Origin of the sequence: Halobacteriovorax sp. RT-1-1 (assembly GCF_047085455.1) — a bacterium.
Taxonomy (GTDB): Bacteria; Bdellovibrionota; Bacteriovoracia; order Bacteriovoracales; family Bacteriovoracaceae; genus Halobacteriovorax_A.
This window is the reverse complement of record NZ_JBKIXZ010000001.1, coordinates 1,225,920-1,239,845: the sequence shown is the minus strand read 5'-3', so window position 1 is coordinate 1,239,845 and position 13,926 is coordinate 1,225,920. Positions and strand designations below refer to the sequence as shown.

Genomic DNA, 13,926 nt, shown 5'->3' with positions numbered 1-13,926 from the left:
TAATTTAATATATAATATTTAATATGAGCTATTTTGGAAACAGCAATAAAGGAGAAAAGATCCTACGCGGTGCATACAACTATTACCGCAAGGATAGTCTCTATGCTGAAGAAACATTTGAAGTTTACCGCAGACCAAAACTCCATCAAATCTACTTTGAAGGAGAAATGCTGGCGCGTGTAATGACTGGTGAGCTCTTAAAAATCAATGTCGCCTACACCGTTGATAAAGAGTACACACCTGTTAAAGTTCAAATTATTAAAAGCCTCGGGGAACAAATCTCAAAAGAGATTTTCCTATTTGATCATTCAACAAGTGAACTCAAGTACCAATTTGATTGCGATGGTGAAGTTAAGCTAGAATCTATTACGACTTCTCCAAAATTCTATGTCACAACACCGCTGAGCTGCTGTAGTATGCTTTTTCTTTGGTCAAAGAAATTTGATTCCGTTGGAAAGAATTACTATTCGTTCTTTTCTACTAATAACCAGTGGAAATACGAAGGCCCAATCATTAATAACAATATTGTTGTTGAAAGAGCTGCACAAACTTCAGAGTCCATTAAAATTGCAGGGGCCACTGTGACAGCTGTTCAGTACAAATTATTTGAGAAATTAGATTCTGATGATGCCAAAGATATGAAAGTTGATCCTGAATTCTTAAGCATCTGGTTATCCCAACACCAAACAATTCCTTATATTATTAAAGACAAGCAAGGAACTAATATAACGATAAAGTATCTTAACAACCTCGATCGAGGCTAAGAATGAAAAGGCTGTGGACAGGATTATTTCTAATCGTTTTGACATCTTCTTGCGCAGGTAAAATTTGGTTAGAAAGCACTAAGCCTGACTCGAAAGCTATCAATAGCATCCTGTCTAAAGAAAATGGTGAAAGTTCAAATTTAAATTTAAAACTTAATCACTCCGACAAAGTAGAATTTACTCATAACTTTAGGCCTTGTTGTGCTTTTGGTACTAATTTCACAGTGGCCCTCTTATCAATACCTATCCCCTTTTTTAAAGAGACAAATACGGTCAATTACGATTCTCTTGGAACCCATATATACAATATAGAAAAATTTTCAGCAGAAGAGATGGCCTCAATCGGTAAAAGAACGCCAGAGGTAAATGGCCTAATTTATACAAGAAGAGGTGGTTTAATCGATACTGCACATATCAGAGATACTGCAGATGTCACGCTTACACTCTTCTATAAAATTTATCCTAGGCTTGGAACAAATTTTGAAATTGAGTTACCTCGAGAAATTGGTAAACGATCAATTCTTTTCAATGCTTTTGATACAAGTAAAATGGAAGGAAAAGATAGAATCTTCCTAAGCTCTGCACTAGCGGCCAAACTTGCTTACGAGATGGCAGTTTCACACGAATTTGCCCAGTGGCATGGTTATAGGAATGTCTCAATATTTCCAGAGGAGCAATCAGCTTACTCACCAGAAGATCTCTATTCAAATATACTTGGTGCAAAACTTGCTTCGGCCCTAATCAACGAACAGCTCATCTTTTCAAGTATTCAGTATAATTTGAATATGACTTCTTGGCTTGAGCAAACTTTAAAAGAGTTAGGGCCTGTCGATAAAGAAGAAACTCAAAGACTTCTAATGACGACGAACAAAATATGGTGGGATCAAGATATTAGATTACCTGATAAGTTCATGCTGAGAAAAAGGGATTATAGCTTATCGTTAAGGCTCTCTCCTCTTGAAATTCCGACTTCTCCGCTAAAAGATCCAGCGACACTTGAAATTAAAGAATTTTTTAGAAATTACAACTTAGATAAAATTGCAATTCTTAAGCTTGAAATTGATCCTTCATTCGAAGATAAATTTAATCATGTTCCAAAACATATTTGGAATAAGAAGCTAACGATTAAAGACCTTAGAAAGATTGCTCAATACGATAAAGAATTTGACGACAATTACCTTAAGAATAATTAACTTCAAAAAACGTATATAATATAGATCTATGAAGAATAATCTACTTTCACCTATTCTCGCTTTACTCTTGTTGGCAACTTCATGCGCAAAACTTCCGGCCAGCAGAAGTGAAATTAAAAAGAAAAATAATACACATATTTCAAAACAATTATCACCATTCATGTCTGATGGTTGCTCAAAGTGGCCAGACGGAACAATTTCAAAACCAAATGCATGGCTGAAATGTTGCTTTGTTCACGATCAACACTATTGGCTTGGTGGAACGGAAGCGCAGCGATTTAATGCAGATCAACAACTAAAGGCATGTGTAAAAGAAGAGTTTACTGATTGGATGTCGATAGTCATGTACCTTGGAGTGCGTATTGGAGGAGGCCCTCAATACCAGACCTCTTATCGTTGGGGCTACGGTTGGAACTACGACAGAGGCTATATTCCTTTAACACAAGAAGAAATCGATTATGCAAAAACAGTCGCTCCAAAAGAGTTCGAAGATATTAACAAATATATAAGGAGAACAAATTAATGAAGCTAATCATCTCTCTAATAATTCTCCTAAGCTCTTTAATGAGTTTGGCCCAAGAAATGCCAGTTAATAAAGTAAGTGAAGAAAAACCTCGCTATTTTCCAATCTGGGGAGAAGAAGCAAAGAAGATGGGCTACACACTTCCTCGAGCTTATGGAATCAATATTTCAAGAATTGAGCACGATGAAAAATTTGGTGTAAAAAAAGCAACTCTAAATGGTGAAAATTTATTTGATGCACTCCCTGTAACAGGAGATGTAAAAGTCGATACTGAAACAAAAATAAATATGATTCGTACAGACTTCTGGCTTTTACCATTCTTTAACTTATATCTTGGGATTGGTCAGATTCATTCTGATGTACAACTTGAGTTTAAAACTCAATTGCCAATCGTTGGTGCCCAACAACATAAAATTCCATTTAAAGCGACTGGGACAGTTGCAAACCTTGGAGGAGTTCTTGTCGCTGGTTACAATAATTGGTTTGCAATGACTAATGTTAACTTAACTGACGTTATCATTGAAGATGAATTAGATGTGAGTCTTTATAGTATTGCTTTCCGAGGTGGATACAACGCTGGCAAACTTCAAATTTTTACGGGCGCTATGTATATTGATAGTGATATTAAAATCACTGGCTCACGCCAAGATATTGTCCTCAACGTAAGCCTTTCTTCATATGGATGGCACGGACTTGCGGGCCTCAATTACGAAATCAATCGTGAATTCGGATTAACCACAGAACTTAGCTTTGGCGATCGTTACATGTATCTTTTAGAATTTGGCTACCGTTTCTAAGTCCTAATCAAGGGTATTAACAAAATCTTTAGAAGCTTCAAGAGCATCCTTAAAATTTGTGCGATGAATTTGATATGGCTCCATTTGCTTTGTTAGCTTGGACATAGTCGAATTCTTCCACTTCTTAATACGAGAATCAATAACAACAACCGCTCCTGCATCCGACTCAGTTCTTAAAAGTCTTCCAAGCTTTTGATGAAGGTTTCTTGTTCTGTGTGCAAGATAGTAATCTTCAAATTCATTACCGATATTAGTTTCATAGTACTCACGACGAAGACGAATAACTTGCTCCATTGAAAGATCAGGGATTTTATCAATGAAAACAAATCTCAGAGCATCACCTGGAACATCAATCCCCTCTCCAAACGACTCCATTCCGATGAGAATACCATTACCACTTTCTTTGAATTCTTCCACAACATTGGCACCCATTCCTTGAACGAAAACAGGTAGCTTGCCCTCAAATTTATCCAGCATATATTCCACGGCCTTTTCAAAACGAGCGCGTGCAGAGAATAGTAAAAGGGTTCTACCATCAATATCCTCAATGAATGGTGTTAGACGATCACAAATAGTCTTTACAAAATCTTTGTCATAAAGCGATGGTGTATCGTCACACAAGAAAACTTTTGTACGATTCTTATAATCATATACTGAAGGTAGATAAAGCCCTGTTCTAAAGCGTCTTTCAGGCTCACTATAGAGGTAGCCCGTCGACCACTCCATGCCACGACTTCCCTGATCTCCATGCTCATTACCAAGAGTTGCAGAAGTATAGACAACAGATGATGAGGTCTGCAGAAGCTGGTCATGTAAGATACGCCCAGTGTTGATTGGGCCTGCAGTTAGTAAGAAGCCTTGTTGTTCATGATACTTCATTGATAAAGAATGAGGCTGCGATGAGCTTTCAATCTTTAATAAGACAGCTAGAGCATTCATCACATCTTCAAGCTGACCGACAAATGCTTCAAAACGAGTCCAAGCAGTAATTTCACCTTGGCCTTGCATATCACTTGCCTGCCAACGAATTGTATACGGATATAATCTTTCATAAACTGATTTTAGAAGATAGAAAATACTCTCCAGATGGTGGAAGACACTTAAGCGAAGTCCTTCTTTTTCTGTTGGCATAATCATTGGAAGCTCATTCCAAAATTTATCTGTATAGCGAGGCATCTTTTTAAAGATCATCTCAAACTTTTCTGGAAGCTCAAATAAGTGATCTCTAAGCATAGAGGCCGTATCAATTGATAACATTCGAAGAGACGAAATCTCTTCCTCTTGATTTTCTTCAATCATTGTATTGATTAAGTAGAAAAGAGAACCTAAACCTTGTAGGTTTTGAAATTGTTTGTGAAGACTTTCAAGATCACTTTGTGCCACTTCTGCAGAAAAAGCCTTTGTCGCCTCACCTTCAATTTTATGGGCCTCGTCCACAACCACGTAAGCAGGTCTAGGAAAAGACTTTGTCCAAGAAAACATCAAAGCGTGGTTTCCGATAATAATATCAGCTTCCTTAGCGTCTTTTAAACCTCGAATATAAGTACAGTTGGCGTAGAATGGGCACTGCTTACTTGAGCAAGCGCGGTAATCTACGGCCAAGTCTTTTTGAGCTTGCGTAAAGTTTTCAAGCTTCATACGAAGAACAAATGGGAGATCATCTTTAGAGATCATATGTTCAAGCGCACTATTTGAATTGTGATAGAAAAGAGATTCAAAATAGATATCTGCAAACTTATCTTTTATGTCATTACTTTGAGAAAAAAGGTCTTCCTCATTTTGTCTTTGAGTAAATAGAAGTTCGCAAAAGTGGTTACTTGAACCAATGAGCTGGCGAATCTTCAGATCTTTTGGTGAAACTCCTAAAAGTTTATGAAGTGCCGGAACATCTTTATTCATGGCCTGGGCCTGAAGAGTCTTTGTCCCTGTAGCAACAAGAACTTGCTTTTGTTCACTTAAAGCAAATAAAGCACTTGGCACTAAGTAGCCAAGAGTTTTCCCCGTTCCAGTTGGCGCTTGCACCATGGCGTGAATATGATTCTTAAAAGATTGGCCAACTTTAAGGGCCAGATCCTCTTGTGACTTACGATAGCGATAGCCATTGAATAATGTCGAAACCTTCTCTTCACTGCTAAAGATATTTTTTACGTTTTGCCCGTTAAAAGTTATATCGAAATTTTGCTCATACACCTGCTTATCTTCAAGTGTTTTAGGATATGCCCACTCTAGGGCCATCTCAATATGAGCTGCTGGATCAAAATCTATCTGCTCAGAGATTTCAAATAGCTCTTCTTCATAAAGACATAGAAACCTAAAGAACCAATAATCATGAAGTGAGTACTTATGCATTATTGACATCATGAAGTTATATTTACCGGCATCTTTCTTTGTCATAAGTGTTGCGACAATTACAACTTTTAAAAGATCAACTGAATCCTGAAACCCTCGGTGTAATTCTTTTTCAGCTAATCCAAAACCAACAATAAAGTTTTCAAGTTTAAGTGAAGACATATGAGGGAAAAGGAGTGAAAGAAAATAAAGAGAGTCTTGCCAACGGTGACCTTCTCTAAAATCGAGTGTTTCAAAGTGATGGTCTAAGAAGCCGGCTTCAAAATCTGCGTTATGAGCGAGAATGTCGTGGCCATCTAACTCAAGAACTTCTCCAATGACATCATCAAGAAGCGGAGCACGCTTTAGCATTTTGTTATCAATACCTGTGAGTTTTTGAATGAACTTCGAAATTTCAAAACTAGGACGACATAGTGATTCATATTTATGAACAAGTTTAGTTCCTTCAAACTGAAGAAAACCAACATCAATTATTTCATCAACACTACAATCTGCACCTGTTGTCTCGATATCAAGAAGTGCCCATTTGCCTAGTGTGTTATTTTCTGTATTCATCGTATCCATGCTTCTTTACTGCTCCCATAGGCCTTCGCCTTTATTTAACTTAACATTGTTAAATCGTATTGATAATCACCTTTTTATGCCTTATTCTAGGCTACATATTATTAATAATTTCATTACGTAAGGGTGCGCCATGTCTTCAGCGACATTTTTTCAAATTCAATCATTTTTGATCCTATCTTTAATGATTTATGGAGTAACCCAGAGCAAAAAACGCCAGAAGCACGTTAAGATAATGTCTGGAGCGATGATTTGGGATGTTATTTTAATTCTACAAATTGAATTAAGCCGCAGTGCAATTGATAAAGCAATGGAAGTATTCCAATCGCAAACAGCTCTAAAGATTCACCTATTCTTTGCGGTTTCAAGCGTACTTCTTTACATCGCAATGGTTATCTCTGGCCGTATGATTCTAAAAGGTAATTCTAGCTTTATTAAAAAGCACCGTTACCTAGGTATTACTACTCTAGCGTTTAGAATTTTAACTTTTATCACAAGCTTCTATGCAGCTTCTAAAGTTGTACTATAAGAAAACGCAAAATAATAAAGCGAGTTATTTATGTTATTTGAACAAGTAAAAACAATCATCGAAGAAAATATCAAAGATTCACAAGTAATGATCTACGACCTAACTGGTGGAGGCGATCATCTTGGTATCACAATCGTGAGTGATGAATTTAAAGGTAAAATGCTTTTAGCTCAGCACAGAATGGTCATGGATATTTTAAAGCAAAAGTTAAGTGAAGACTTACATGCGGTACAGCTAAAGACGCTAACTGTTGAACAGGCAAAAAATCAGGGACTAATCTAGTCCCTGTTCATATTTTTTAAATAAAAATCAAATTGATTATTTCTTAGTGGTGATCATCCATCATCGCATCATCAAAATCTTTACATGCAATTGCAAGAGACGCTGGAAGAAGGGCCCAGAAACCAACTAAACATAGTGCTACGAATACTTCTAAACTCATATATTATTCCTTTTAATTAAATTTCTTTGAAATCTAATGACCATTATAGGTCATTTAGGCTTTCCTGACTAGAAAATTCGACTTCTGGGGTTTGCCCCTTATCGATTTCAACTTCCATAATCCTCTGAAATCTCTTAGAAATCTTTCCAGTTGTTATATTAATATTATTTACATCTTTAGTAACCGTCGCTAAGTGCTTAGTTAGATCGCCCCATCTCTTCTCATAGAGGCCAAAATCAACTCCTAGCTTATTAATCTCTTCGTGAAGAATCGACATATACTTAGATCGCTCCATATTCATCAGAACTGATTGAACTGTTGTTAAAGTGGCCATAAAAGTTGTCGGTGAAGCAATCCAAACATTCTTCTTTTGAGAGTAAGCAATAATATCTTCGTGATAGGCATGGATCTCAGCAAAGATTGCTTCTGCAGGTAAGAATAAAACGGCCTGCTCAGAAGTTTCCCCCTTAATAATATATTTTGAAGAAATATCATCAATATGCTTTTTAACGTTCTTCACAAATTCACGACGAGCAACAGTTTTTTCCTCAACCGATCCCTCAAACATTCTCTTAAAATTCTCTAACGGAAATTTCGAGTCCACACAAAGTCTTCCAATTGGCTCAGGAAGATCAAGCATGGCATCCACAAGCTTGTCATTTGATAGCTTAAACTGAAGTTTGTAGTACTTATCACCTTCTCCAAAGACAGACTTAAGAAGAGAAGTTAATTGAACCTCACCAAAAATCCCACGTGACTTCTTATCTGTTAATACCTCTTGTAGACTTACAACATTCGTTGAAAGAGATTCAATTTTCTTTTGGGCCTCATCAATTTTAGCAAGACGAGCAATGATTCCAGTAAAAGTTTCGTTAGTTTTTTTGAAACCTTCATTTAAGTTTTCTTGAACCTTATTATTAATCTTTTCAAGCTTTTCTTGAATAGCATGATTAGTCTTATCAAATTTCTTTTCAAGATCTTGAGTTAGCTGATCCTTAAAACTAAACATGTCTTTATTAAGTGCGCCCTTTGTCTCCATTAAGCGCTCTACAACGATCTCTCTAAGATTTGAAAAATTCTCCGCAAGCTGATTATTATTTCTAAAAAGCGTCTCTGTCATATCGTCTTTTTGAGAGCGAATAAGATTTGTCACTTCATCAAAATTAACCGTGTGTTCTTTCTTAAAAATTAGAAATAAGAAAGCTAAGATTACAACTTGTAAAACGATGACAATAATTATTGGAGTCATTAATTCTTCCCTTCAACTTTTGGCGTAACATATTTTTGGGCCTTTTGCTCTCGCCCTTTCTCTTTAATGAACTGTAGTCCATCAATCCACTTGCCTTGCACACGAACACCCCAGTGTAAGTGTGGAGCACTAGAACGACCAGTATTACCACTTAAAGCGATGACTTGACCACGCTTAACTGTTTCACCTTGCTTAACCTTGAATTTTGACAAGTGGCAATACATCGTGATGACACCTGCACCGTGGTCAATAAAGATGGCATTTCCATTAAAAAAGAGATCTTTAACAAGAATAACTTTACCATCATTCGAAGCTTTTACAGGAGTTGGCCTTCTGGCACGCATATCTGTTCCCGAGTGCCAGCTATTTTTCTTATCATTAAAGACACGACGGTTTCCATAATAGGCAGTAATTTTTGAGTTTAGTGGTTTAATAAATTCTTTATCAGTTAATGACTTTTCAAGTTCAGCAGTTGCATAGGCTTCTTTTTGTAACTTCACCTCTTCCTGCCAACGCTTAACATCCTCAGGAGCTAAATCCACGTGTTTTTTAGAAACCTTAATATAAGACTTCTTATACTCAAATGGCTTAACTTCAAAAGTTGCAATATGATATTGAACCTCTTGTCCGTATACTTCAGACTTTAGGTAACAGTGAACCGAAGTTGGTGCGTTTGTCTCTTCACCGTCTTTTGTTTCAAAATACCAATACTGCGGTGCCCAGACTGTTTCAAGCGTATTCCCTTTCACATTGTGGCCAAGTGTCTCTTCGCCACATAGAACGCGAAATTTCTCGCCAATGCTTGGCAATTGCAAGACGATTTTATTGACCTTACCAGGATAGGCCACACGCTGCTCAACTTCATAAGTACCAAGCTTAGGTAATGGCTTAATCCCAGCACATGAATAAATAAATAGAATAAAGAAAAATAGTAATAGCTTTGTGTGTTGTCTCATAAGAAAATTATGGCAAAGAAGTCACGTTTTTTAAACGCCTATTGCTTTAAAAGTACTAAAAATCAGGGTATAAACAAATATATTTATTTCGAAGGGGTAATTTAATGGCGATTATTAAGCCGCAAAATGCAAAAGGTACAAGAGATTTTGGTCCAATTGAGTCATCAAGAAGAAATCATATTTTTGAAACAATTAAAAAGAGGTTCCAATCTCACGGTTTTATGCCACTTGAAACGCCGGCCGTTGAAAACCTGAACGTACTTACGGGAAAATATGGAGAGGAAGGAGATAAACTTCTTTTTCGTGTTCTGAACTCAGGAGACTTTTTAAAGAAAGTAAAACCAGAAGATTTAGAAGAAAAGAATCTATCAGCTGTTTCGAGCAAAATGTGTGATCGTGGCCTTCGCTACGACCTAACAATTCCATTTGCTCGTTATGTATGTGCAAATCTTAATGAGCTGGCCCTGCCATTTAAACGCTACCAAATTCAGCCTGTATGGCGAGCTGATCGCCCTCAAAAAGGTCGCTATAGAGAGTTCTATCAATGTGATGGAGATATCATCGGAACAGAATCACTACTAAGTGAAGTTTCTCTAGTTGAGGTTTATCACGATGTATTTAAAGATCTAAAAATCGACGGTGTTGAAATCGTTATCAATAACAGAAAGATTCTTCAGGGTATCGCAAGTGTTCTTGGAGTTAGTGACAAACTAACAGATATGACAGTTGCCATTGATAAGCTCGATAAAATTGGTGCTGAAAAAGTTGGTGAAGAGCTACTTGGCCGCGGATTCAATGAAGATCAAGTAAGTCGCCTCTCTACTCTACTAACACTTGAAGGTGACTCAGATAAGAAGCTTTCAACAATTAGAGAGTTCCTTGGTGCTGATGAAATTGGTAAGCTTGGCATAGAAGAGCTAGAATTTGTTCTTTCAAACGTAAGAGAGCTTGGTATTGAAAACCTAGTATTTGACCCTACTCTGGCCAGAGGACTTGATTACTACACTGGCTGTATCTTCGAAGTTAAGCTAGTTGATGGTTCAATGGGAAGCATCGGAGGCGGTGGACGCTACGATGACTTAACAAGTATGTTTGGTCAAAAAGAGAAACTCTCAGGTGTTGGTATCTCATTTGGAGCAGAAAGAATTTATGATGTGATGCTTGATCGCGGATTATTCGAAGAGATTAGTGCAAGCGTTGATTATATGATCATCAACATGAGTGATGAAGACCAAAAAGAATACCTACAAATTGCTCGTAAATTTAGAGTAGAAGGCCACTCGATTGAAATCTACCCTACTTCAGCAAAAATGAAGAAACAGATGACTTACGCTAACAAGCGTGGAGTTAAGAATGTAATCTTCTATGGTGATGCTGAGAAGGAAAGAGGCGTGCTACAAGTGAAGCATATGGAATCTGGAGAACAATCAGAAATTAAACTTTAAATAGTCGACATACCATCCATCTTGGACATAAAAAAAAAGCCACTCTAAGAGTGGCCTTTTTATTTCTAACGAAATTGATTCGTGTCGATTATCCTAGGATATCGTATGGACGAATTGTCTTTCTACCGTTAGCTGTACATCTCTTTTGAGCTTGATCAACTAGCCAGTATACGTACTCGTTCATTGCTTCAAGAGCGTCTGAAGATACGTTGTATCCTTTACCCTTAAGTGCTTCTTTAGTTTTTGAACCAACTAGTAGCATTTCTCTTTTAGATGCTTTCTTAGCTGTTTTCTTAGCTGCTTTTTTTGGAGCTGCTTTCTTTGCTGCTGCCTTCTTTGGAGCTGCTTTTTTCGTAGCTTTTTTCTTTGCCATTTTAAACCTCGTGTTTAGTGTTTTTAATGAAAAATTTGTAATAATGTAATTTTAAGTACCTGGCCTAAACTACGTCAATAAAAAAAACGGAATGCCTCTTTAATTTGTCGATAAATAGCACTAATCTCAACTAAATAAGTGGGTAAAATGGTCACCTTTGCACCGATTCCAAGCTTAAGCTAATCTTTAGTGATGGATAAACAAGCTATTAAAATTGCTTCAGAAAAAAGCAATAAATTTATATTAGCGTTTGAGAATATTACAAGTAATACAAACGTCTACGATACAGAAAAAAACCAAATACTGATGTTGGAATCACCTAGTAGTATTTGTGCAATTATTCCAAAGAAAACATGTGCTAGTGGGCACAAAATTAATCTCTACATCATTCAAAGCTCGCAGGTCCCAAAAGGTCAGCTAAGCGATATTACGAAACTTAGCAATGTCATAAAGCTTTCGAGTGAAGTCGTGGAGATTGAAGAGTATGGCCCTGAAGAAAATAAAGTTGTTTTTCGTTTACTAGAGGACAACATGAAGGAGCACAAGAAAATTGAAGCAGTGATCTTAGAAAGACAAGAGCGCTTCAATGAACTTTTAAATCAATATAGAAACACACACGAAGAATAAAAAATAAGAGACAGTTACGGAATTGAAGAAATGAATAGAGAAGCATTTTTTAACGACATGGAAGTTTTAGTAGTCGAGTCCATAGGAAACGCACGCGTGGCCTATGAGAATGCATTTAAAACTCTGGGGGTCCAGAGAAAGAATGTTCGATTTGCTAAAACTTTTGAAGATGCACTTAAAGAGATGAAAAGCTTTAAGCCTACTCTTGTATTCTCTTATGAAGTTCTAGCGGAAGGACGCTATAACCAAGTTCTTAAAGAGCACTTAAAAATACTTCCAAATCGTACAAAGAATAGTTTTATTCTCTTAACACAAAATGACTCTATTGATGCCATTTCAAGAATCGCGCAACAACAAGTCGATCTTGTTCTTCCGATTCCTTTTACAGTCGATAGCATCAAAGCACTTATGGAAGAACTTTACAAAATGAAGTCTTCCCCTAGTGAGTATAGACAATTAATCAATGAAGCCTACGAGTATGTTGGTTCAAAGCATGACAAGGTTTTTGAGATCACGCAAAAAGCCCGTGAGCTATCAAAAAATCCATTTGAAACACACTACCTTGAAGGTCTTTGCCAGTTTAAAGAAGAAAAGTATGATGAGGCGATAAAGTCACTTGAACAAGCCTATGCTCTAAATTCAACAGACTTCAATACATTAAAGTTATTCTTTAAAGCGTATAAGCACCAAAAAAATTATTATATGGCACTTCAGTATTCATTAAAACTTCATGCTGCCTACCCTATTTCTCCAGATATGCTAAGAGATCTATCGATGGTTGCAGTTGCAGCGAGAAAGCATGAGCTTATCTTAAACTACTATGAGGCGTATAAGAAAGTGAATGAACCATCTGATGATATTAAAGATGCCATTGCTGCAGCTCTTGTTATCTATGTTCAATGTGAATTGGATAAGATTGATTTCGATAATACTTCAATTCAAGAACTTCTAAGAGACAAGAAATATAAGGATTCATTAAAGCTCTTAGAAGAAGCTTCAATTATCTGTACGACAAAGCCTGCAATTTTAGAGCGTATGCTAGTGGTTCTGGCCCATACGCCAGACAATAAAACGACTAAATTTATTCAAGTAAAACAAAAAGAGAAGTTTCCAAAATATGAGAATGCACCGTTGATGGATGCCCTTGTATGTGACAAAGATTCAACTGCTTCTCAATCATTAAAGATGGCCATTGATACACTAAACAGCGGCTATAAATCAGAAATCCTTTATGAAATCATCATTAAGCGCTCTATTGAGATGAACCGAAAGAAGGAAAGCACCCAAGAGTGGTATGAGCAGGCCATTAAAATCTTTCCAAATATGAAGGTCAGGCTCGATAAATTTTATAATGCTTAATGTAATTTCGTACACTTCGCTCCGCGCCGTACTATAAAGCCCTTTGCATAGGCCCACCAAAATTATATAAGAATAGGAAATTTTTGGGGGTATTTATGTTTAGAGCAGTAATCTTGCTAGCTGCTATTGTTTACTTAACTAGTACAATGGCGCAATTTCAAGCACCACAAATTCCATCTCATACACAAGCTCAATGTGTTGAGAAATTATGTGCAAATAATCCAGGTGAGTGTAGTTCAAGAACAGAGCATCGTATGATCTTTGATGCATGTTCAAGACAACTAGACTTAGGATGTATTGATTTATCAATGAAGCTTATTTCAAGCTATGAGCAAAATGAAATTGAAGAGATGGTTTCAATTGCTCGCTCTTGTCAGTATGTATCTGGATATGCTCATCAAACAGCAATGAAGAATATGTACCGCTATGATCGTGATGAATTCTCAGAGATCACTTTTATTAACTCGAGACTTTGGCTTGTTCAAAACTCTTGTTTAGCAAGTGCTCTTTCAAGACTTCACCCAAGAGACTTTGATAGTCTTGAAGACTTAAAAGCGATTACAAATCAATGTACTGGAACTTTTGATGTAGCCTGTTTTGAAAAGCAGTGTAAGTCAAAATATTCATGTAACGATCAAGAAGAGGTTGTTGATGCACTTAGAAGCTGCATCTCAGGACCAAGTAAAGTTGATCGTCGCAGACTATAAAATTTAAAGATTAAAAAATTAAAAAAATAAATACACACAAGAACACAACACA

The 13,926-nt window shown here is 36.7% G+C and carries 14 protein-coding genes; 10 read left to right on the top strand and 4 right to left on the bottom strand.

Going from position 1 to position 13,926, the window contains the following annotated elements; translation table 11 throughout:
* The first annotated feature begins 23 nt into the window (after positions 1 to 23).
* From ACMAWV_RS06190 to ACMAWV_RS06175, 4 genes are read left to right on the top strand one after another with little or no spacing between them, the layout of a single operon-like run.
* Positions 24 to 764, top strand: coding sequence for a hypothetical protein (locus ACMAWV_RS06190; protein WP_392991406.1), 741 nt, complete (start codon positions 24 to 26; stop codon positions 762 to 764).
* A gap of 2 nt (positions 765 to 766) precedes the next feature.
* Positions 767 to 1,957 carry a DUF4056 domain-containing protein gene (locus ACMAWV_RS06185; RefSeq protein ID WP_412462791.1) on the top strand — a complete coding sequence of 397 codons (1,191 nt, stop codon included), beginning with the start codon at positions 767 to 769 and terminating at the stop codon, positions 1,955 to 1,957.
* A 28-nt stretch (positions 1,958 to 1,985) separates the two neighbouring features.
* Positions 1,986 to 2,480, top strand: a complete 495-nt coding sequence (locus ACMAWV_RS06180) for a hypothetical protein (protein ID WP_412469726.1) — start codon at positions 1,986 to 1,988, stop codon at positions 2,478 to 2,480.
* Complete coding sequence (locus tag ACMAWV_RS06175) at positions 2,480 to 3,277, top strand: hypothetical protein (protein ID WP_103216778.1); 798 nt, start codon at positions 2,480 to 2,482, stop codon at positions 3,275 to 3,277. The genes ACMAWV_RS06180 and ACMAWV_RS06175 overlap by 1 nt, the downstream gene beginning before the upstream one ends.
* Positions 3,278 to 3,280: 3 nt before the next feature.
* Here the strand turns inward: ACMAWV_RS06175 and ACMAWV_RS06170 are convergent, their stop codons facing one another.
* A complete protein-coding gene (locus ACMAWV_RS06170) occupies positions 3,281 to 6,190 on the bottom strand; it encodes a helicase C-terminal domain-containing protein (protein ID WP_412469727.1) in 2,910 nt (969 codons plus the stop codon).
* A 130-nt stretch (positions 6,191 to 6,320) separates the two neighbouring features.
* Between ACMAWV_RS06170 and ACMAWV_RS06165 the strand changes: the two genes are divergently transcribed.
* On the top strand, positions 6,321 to 6,716 hold the full coding sequence (locus tag ACMAWV_RS06165) for a hypothetical protein (RefSeq protein ID WP_103216776.1): 396 nt from the start codon (positions 6,321 to 6,323) through the stop codon (positions 6,714 to 6,716).
* Positions 6,717 to 6,746: 30 nt separating this feature from the next.
* Positions 6,747 to 6,998, top strand: a complete 252-nt coding sequence (locus ACMAWV_RS06160; RefSeq protein ID WP_392991396.1) for a BolA/IbaG family iron-sulfur metabolism protein — start codon at positions 6,747 to 6,749, stop codon at positions 6,996 to 6,998.
* A 203-nt stretch (positions 6,999 to 7,201) separates the two neighbouring features.
* On the opposite strand, the gene ACMAWV_RS06155 is transcribed toward ACMAWV_RS06160, so the two are convergent.
* Together ACMAWV_RS06155 and ACMAWV_RS06150 are read right to left on the bottom strand one after the other, a co-directional pair.
* Positions 7,202 to 8,407 (bottom strand): DNA recombination protein RmuC, encoded by a 1,206-nt coding sequence (locus tag ACMAWV_RS06155; RefSeq protein WP_103216774.1) that lies wholly within the window; start codon positions 8,405 to 8,407, stop codon positions 7,202 to 7,204.
* The gene (locus ACMAWV_RS06150) at positions 8,407 to 9,363 is read right to left on the bottom strand and encodes a M23 family metallopeptidase (RefSeq protein ID WP_412469728.1); all 957 of its coding nucleotides are present in this window, start codon (positions 9,361 to 9,363) and stop codon (positions 8,407 to 8,409) included. The genes ACMAWV_RS06155 and ACMAWV_RS06150 overlap by 1 nt, the downstream gene beginning before the upstream one ends.
* 104 nt (positions 9,364 to 9,467) lie before the next feature.
* On the opposite strand from ACMAWV_RS06150, the gene hisS reads away from it, so the two are divergent.
* Entirely contained in the window at positions 9,468 to 10,808 is a 1,341-nt protein-coding gene (gene hisS, locus ACMAWV_RS06145) for a histidine--tRNA ligase (RefSeq protein ID WP_412469729.1), read from the top strand.
* A gap of 88 nt (positions 10,809 to 10,896) precedes the next feature.
* On the opposite strand, the gene ACMAWV_RS06140 is transcribed toward hisS, so the two are convergent.
* On the bottom strand, positions 10,897 to 11,181 hold the full coding sequence (locus ACMAWV_RS06140; protein WP_103216771.1) for a hypothetical protein: 285 nt from the start codon (positions 11,179 to 11,181) through the stop codon (positions 10,897 to 10,899).
* A gap of 192 nt (positions 11,182 to 11,373) precedes the next feature.
* Here ACMAWV_RS06140 and ACMAWV_RS06135 point away from each other — a divergent pair, with 192 nt between their 5' ends.
* The 3 genes from ACMAWV_RS06135 to ACMAWV_RS06125 all read left to right on the top strand — a co-directional run bounded on the left by ACMAWV_RS06135 (position 11,374) and on the right by ACMAWV_RS06125 (position 13,874).
* Positions 11,374 to 11,808: a hypothetical protein gene (locus tag ACMAWV_RS06135; protein WP_412469730.1), complete on the top strand. Its 435-nt coding sequence runs from the start codon at positions 11,374 to 11,376 to the stop codon at positions 11,806 to 11,808.
* A 30-nt stretch (positions 11,809 to 11,838) separates the two neighbouring features.
* A complete protein-coding gene (locus ACMAWV_RS06130; RefSeq protein WP_146037764.1) occupies positions 11,839 to 13,167 on the top strand; it encodes a tetratricopeptide repeat protein in 1,329 nt (442 codons plus the stop codon).
* A gap of 95 nt (positions 13,168 to 13,262) precedes the next feature.
* A complete protein-coding gene (locus ACMAWV_RS06125; RefSeq protein WP_103216768.1) occupies positions 13,263 to 13,874 on the top strand; it encodes a hypothetical protein in 612 nt (203 codons plus the stop codon).
* The last annotated feature ends 52 nt before the right edge of the window (positions 13,875 to 13,926 follow it).

Bases quoted from the DNA above. Each gene is read 5' to 3' on its own strand.
- ACMAWV_RS06165 (WP_103216776.1), top strand. From the start codon at position 6,321: ATGTCTTCAGCGACATTTTTTCAAATTCAATCATTTTTGATCCTATCT.
- ACMAWV_RS06150 (WP_412469728.1), bottom strand. From the start codon at position 9,363: ATGAGACAACACACAAAGCTATTACTATTTTTCTTTATTCTATTTATT.
- ACMAWV_RS06125 (WP_103216768.1), top strand. From the start codon at position 13,263: ATGTTTAGAGCAGTAATCTTGCTAGCTGCTATTGTTTACTTAACTAGT.
- ACMAWV_RS06130 (WP_146037764.1), top strand. From the start codon at position 11,839: ATGAATAGAGAAGCATTTTTTAACGACATGGAAGTTTTAGTAGTCGAG.
- ACMAWV_RS06155 (WP_103216774.1), bottom strand. From the start codon at position 8,407: ATGACTCCAATAATTATTGTCATCGTTTTACAAGTTGTAATCTTAGCT.
- ACMAWV_RS06175 (WP_103216778.1), top strand. From the start codon at position 2,480: ATGAAGCTAATCATCTCTCTAATAATTCTCCTAAGCTCTTTAATGAGT.
- ACMAWV_RS06170 (WP_412469727.1), bottom strand. From the start codon at position 6,190: ATGGATACGATGAATACAGAAAATAACACACTAGGCAAATGGGCACTT.
- ACMAWV_RS06180 (WP_412469726.1), top strand. From the start codon at position 1,986: ATGAAGAATAATCTACTTTCACCTATTCTCGCTTTACTCTTGTTGGCA.
- ACMAWV_RS06140 (WP_103216771.1), bottom strand. From the start codon at position 11,181: ATGGCAAAGAAAAAAGCTACGAAAAAAGCAGCTCCAAAGAAGGCAGCA.
- ACMAWV_RS06185 (WP_412462791.1), top strand. From the start codon at position 767: ATGAAAAGGCTGTGGACAGGATTATTTCTAATCGTTTTGACATCTTCT.
- ACMAWV_RS06190 (WP_392991406.1), top strand. From the start codon at position 24: ATGAGCTATTTTGGAAACAGCAATAAAGGAGAAAAGATCCTACGCGGT.
- ACMAWV_RS06135 (WP_412469730.1), top strand. From the start codon at position 11,374: ATGGATAAACAAGCTATTAAAATTGCTTCAGAAAAAAGCAATAAATTT.
- ACMAWV_RS06160 (WP_392991396.1), top strand. From the start codon at position 6,747: ATGTTATTTGAACAAGTAAAAACAATCATCGAAGAAAATATCAAAGAT.
- hisS (WP_412469729.1), top strand. From the start codon at position 9,468: ATGGCGATTATTAAGCCGCAAAATGCAAAAGGTACAAGAGATTTTGGT.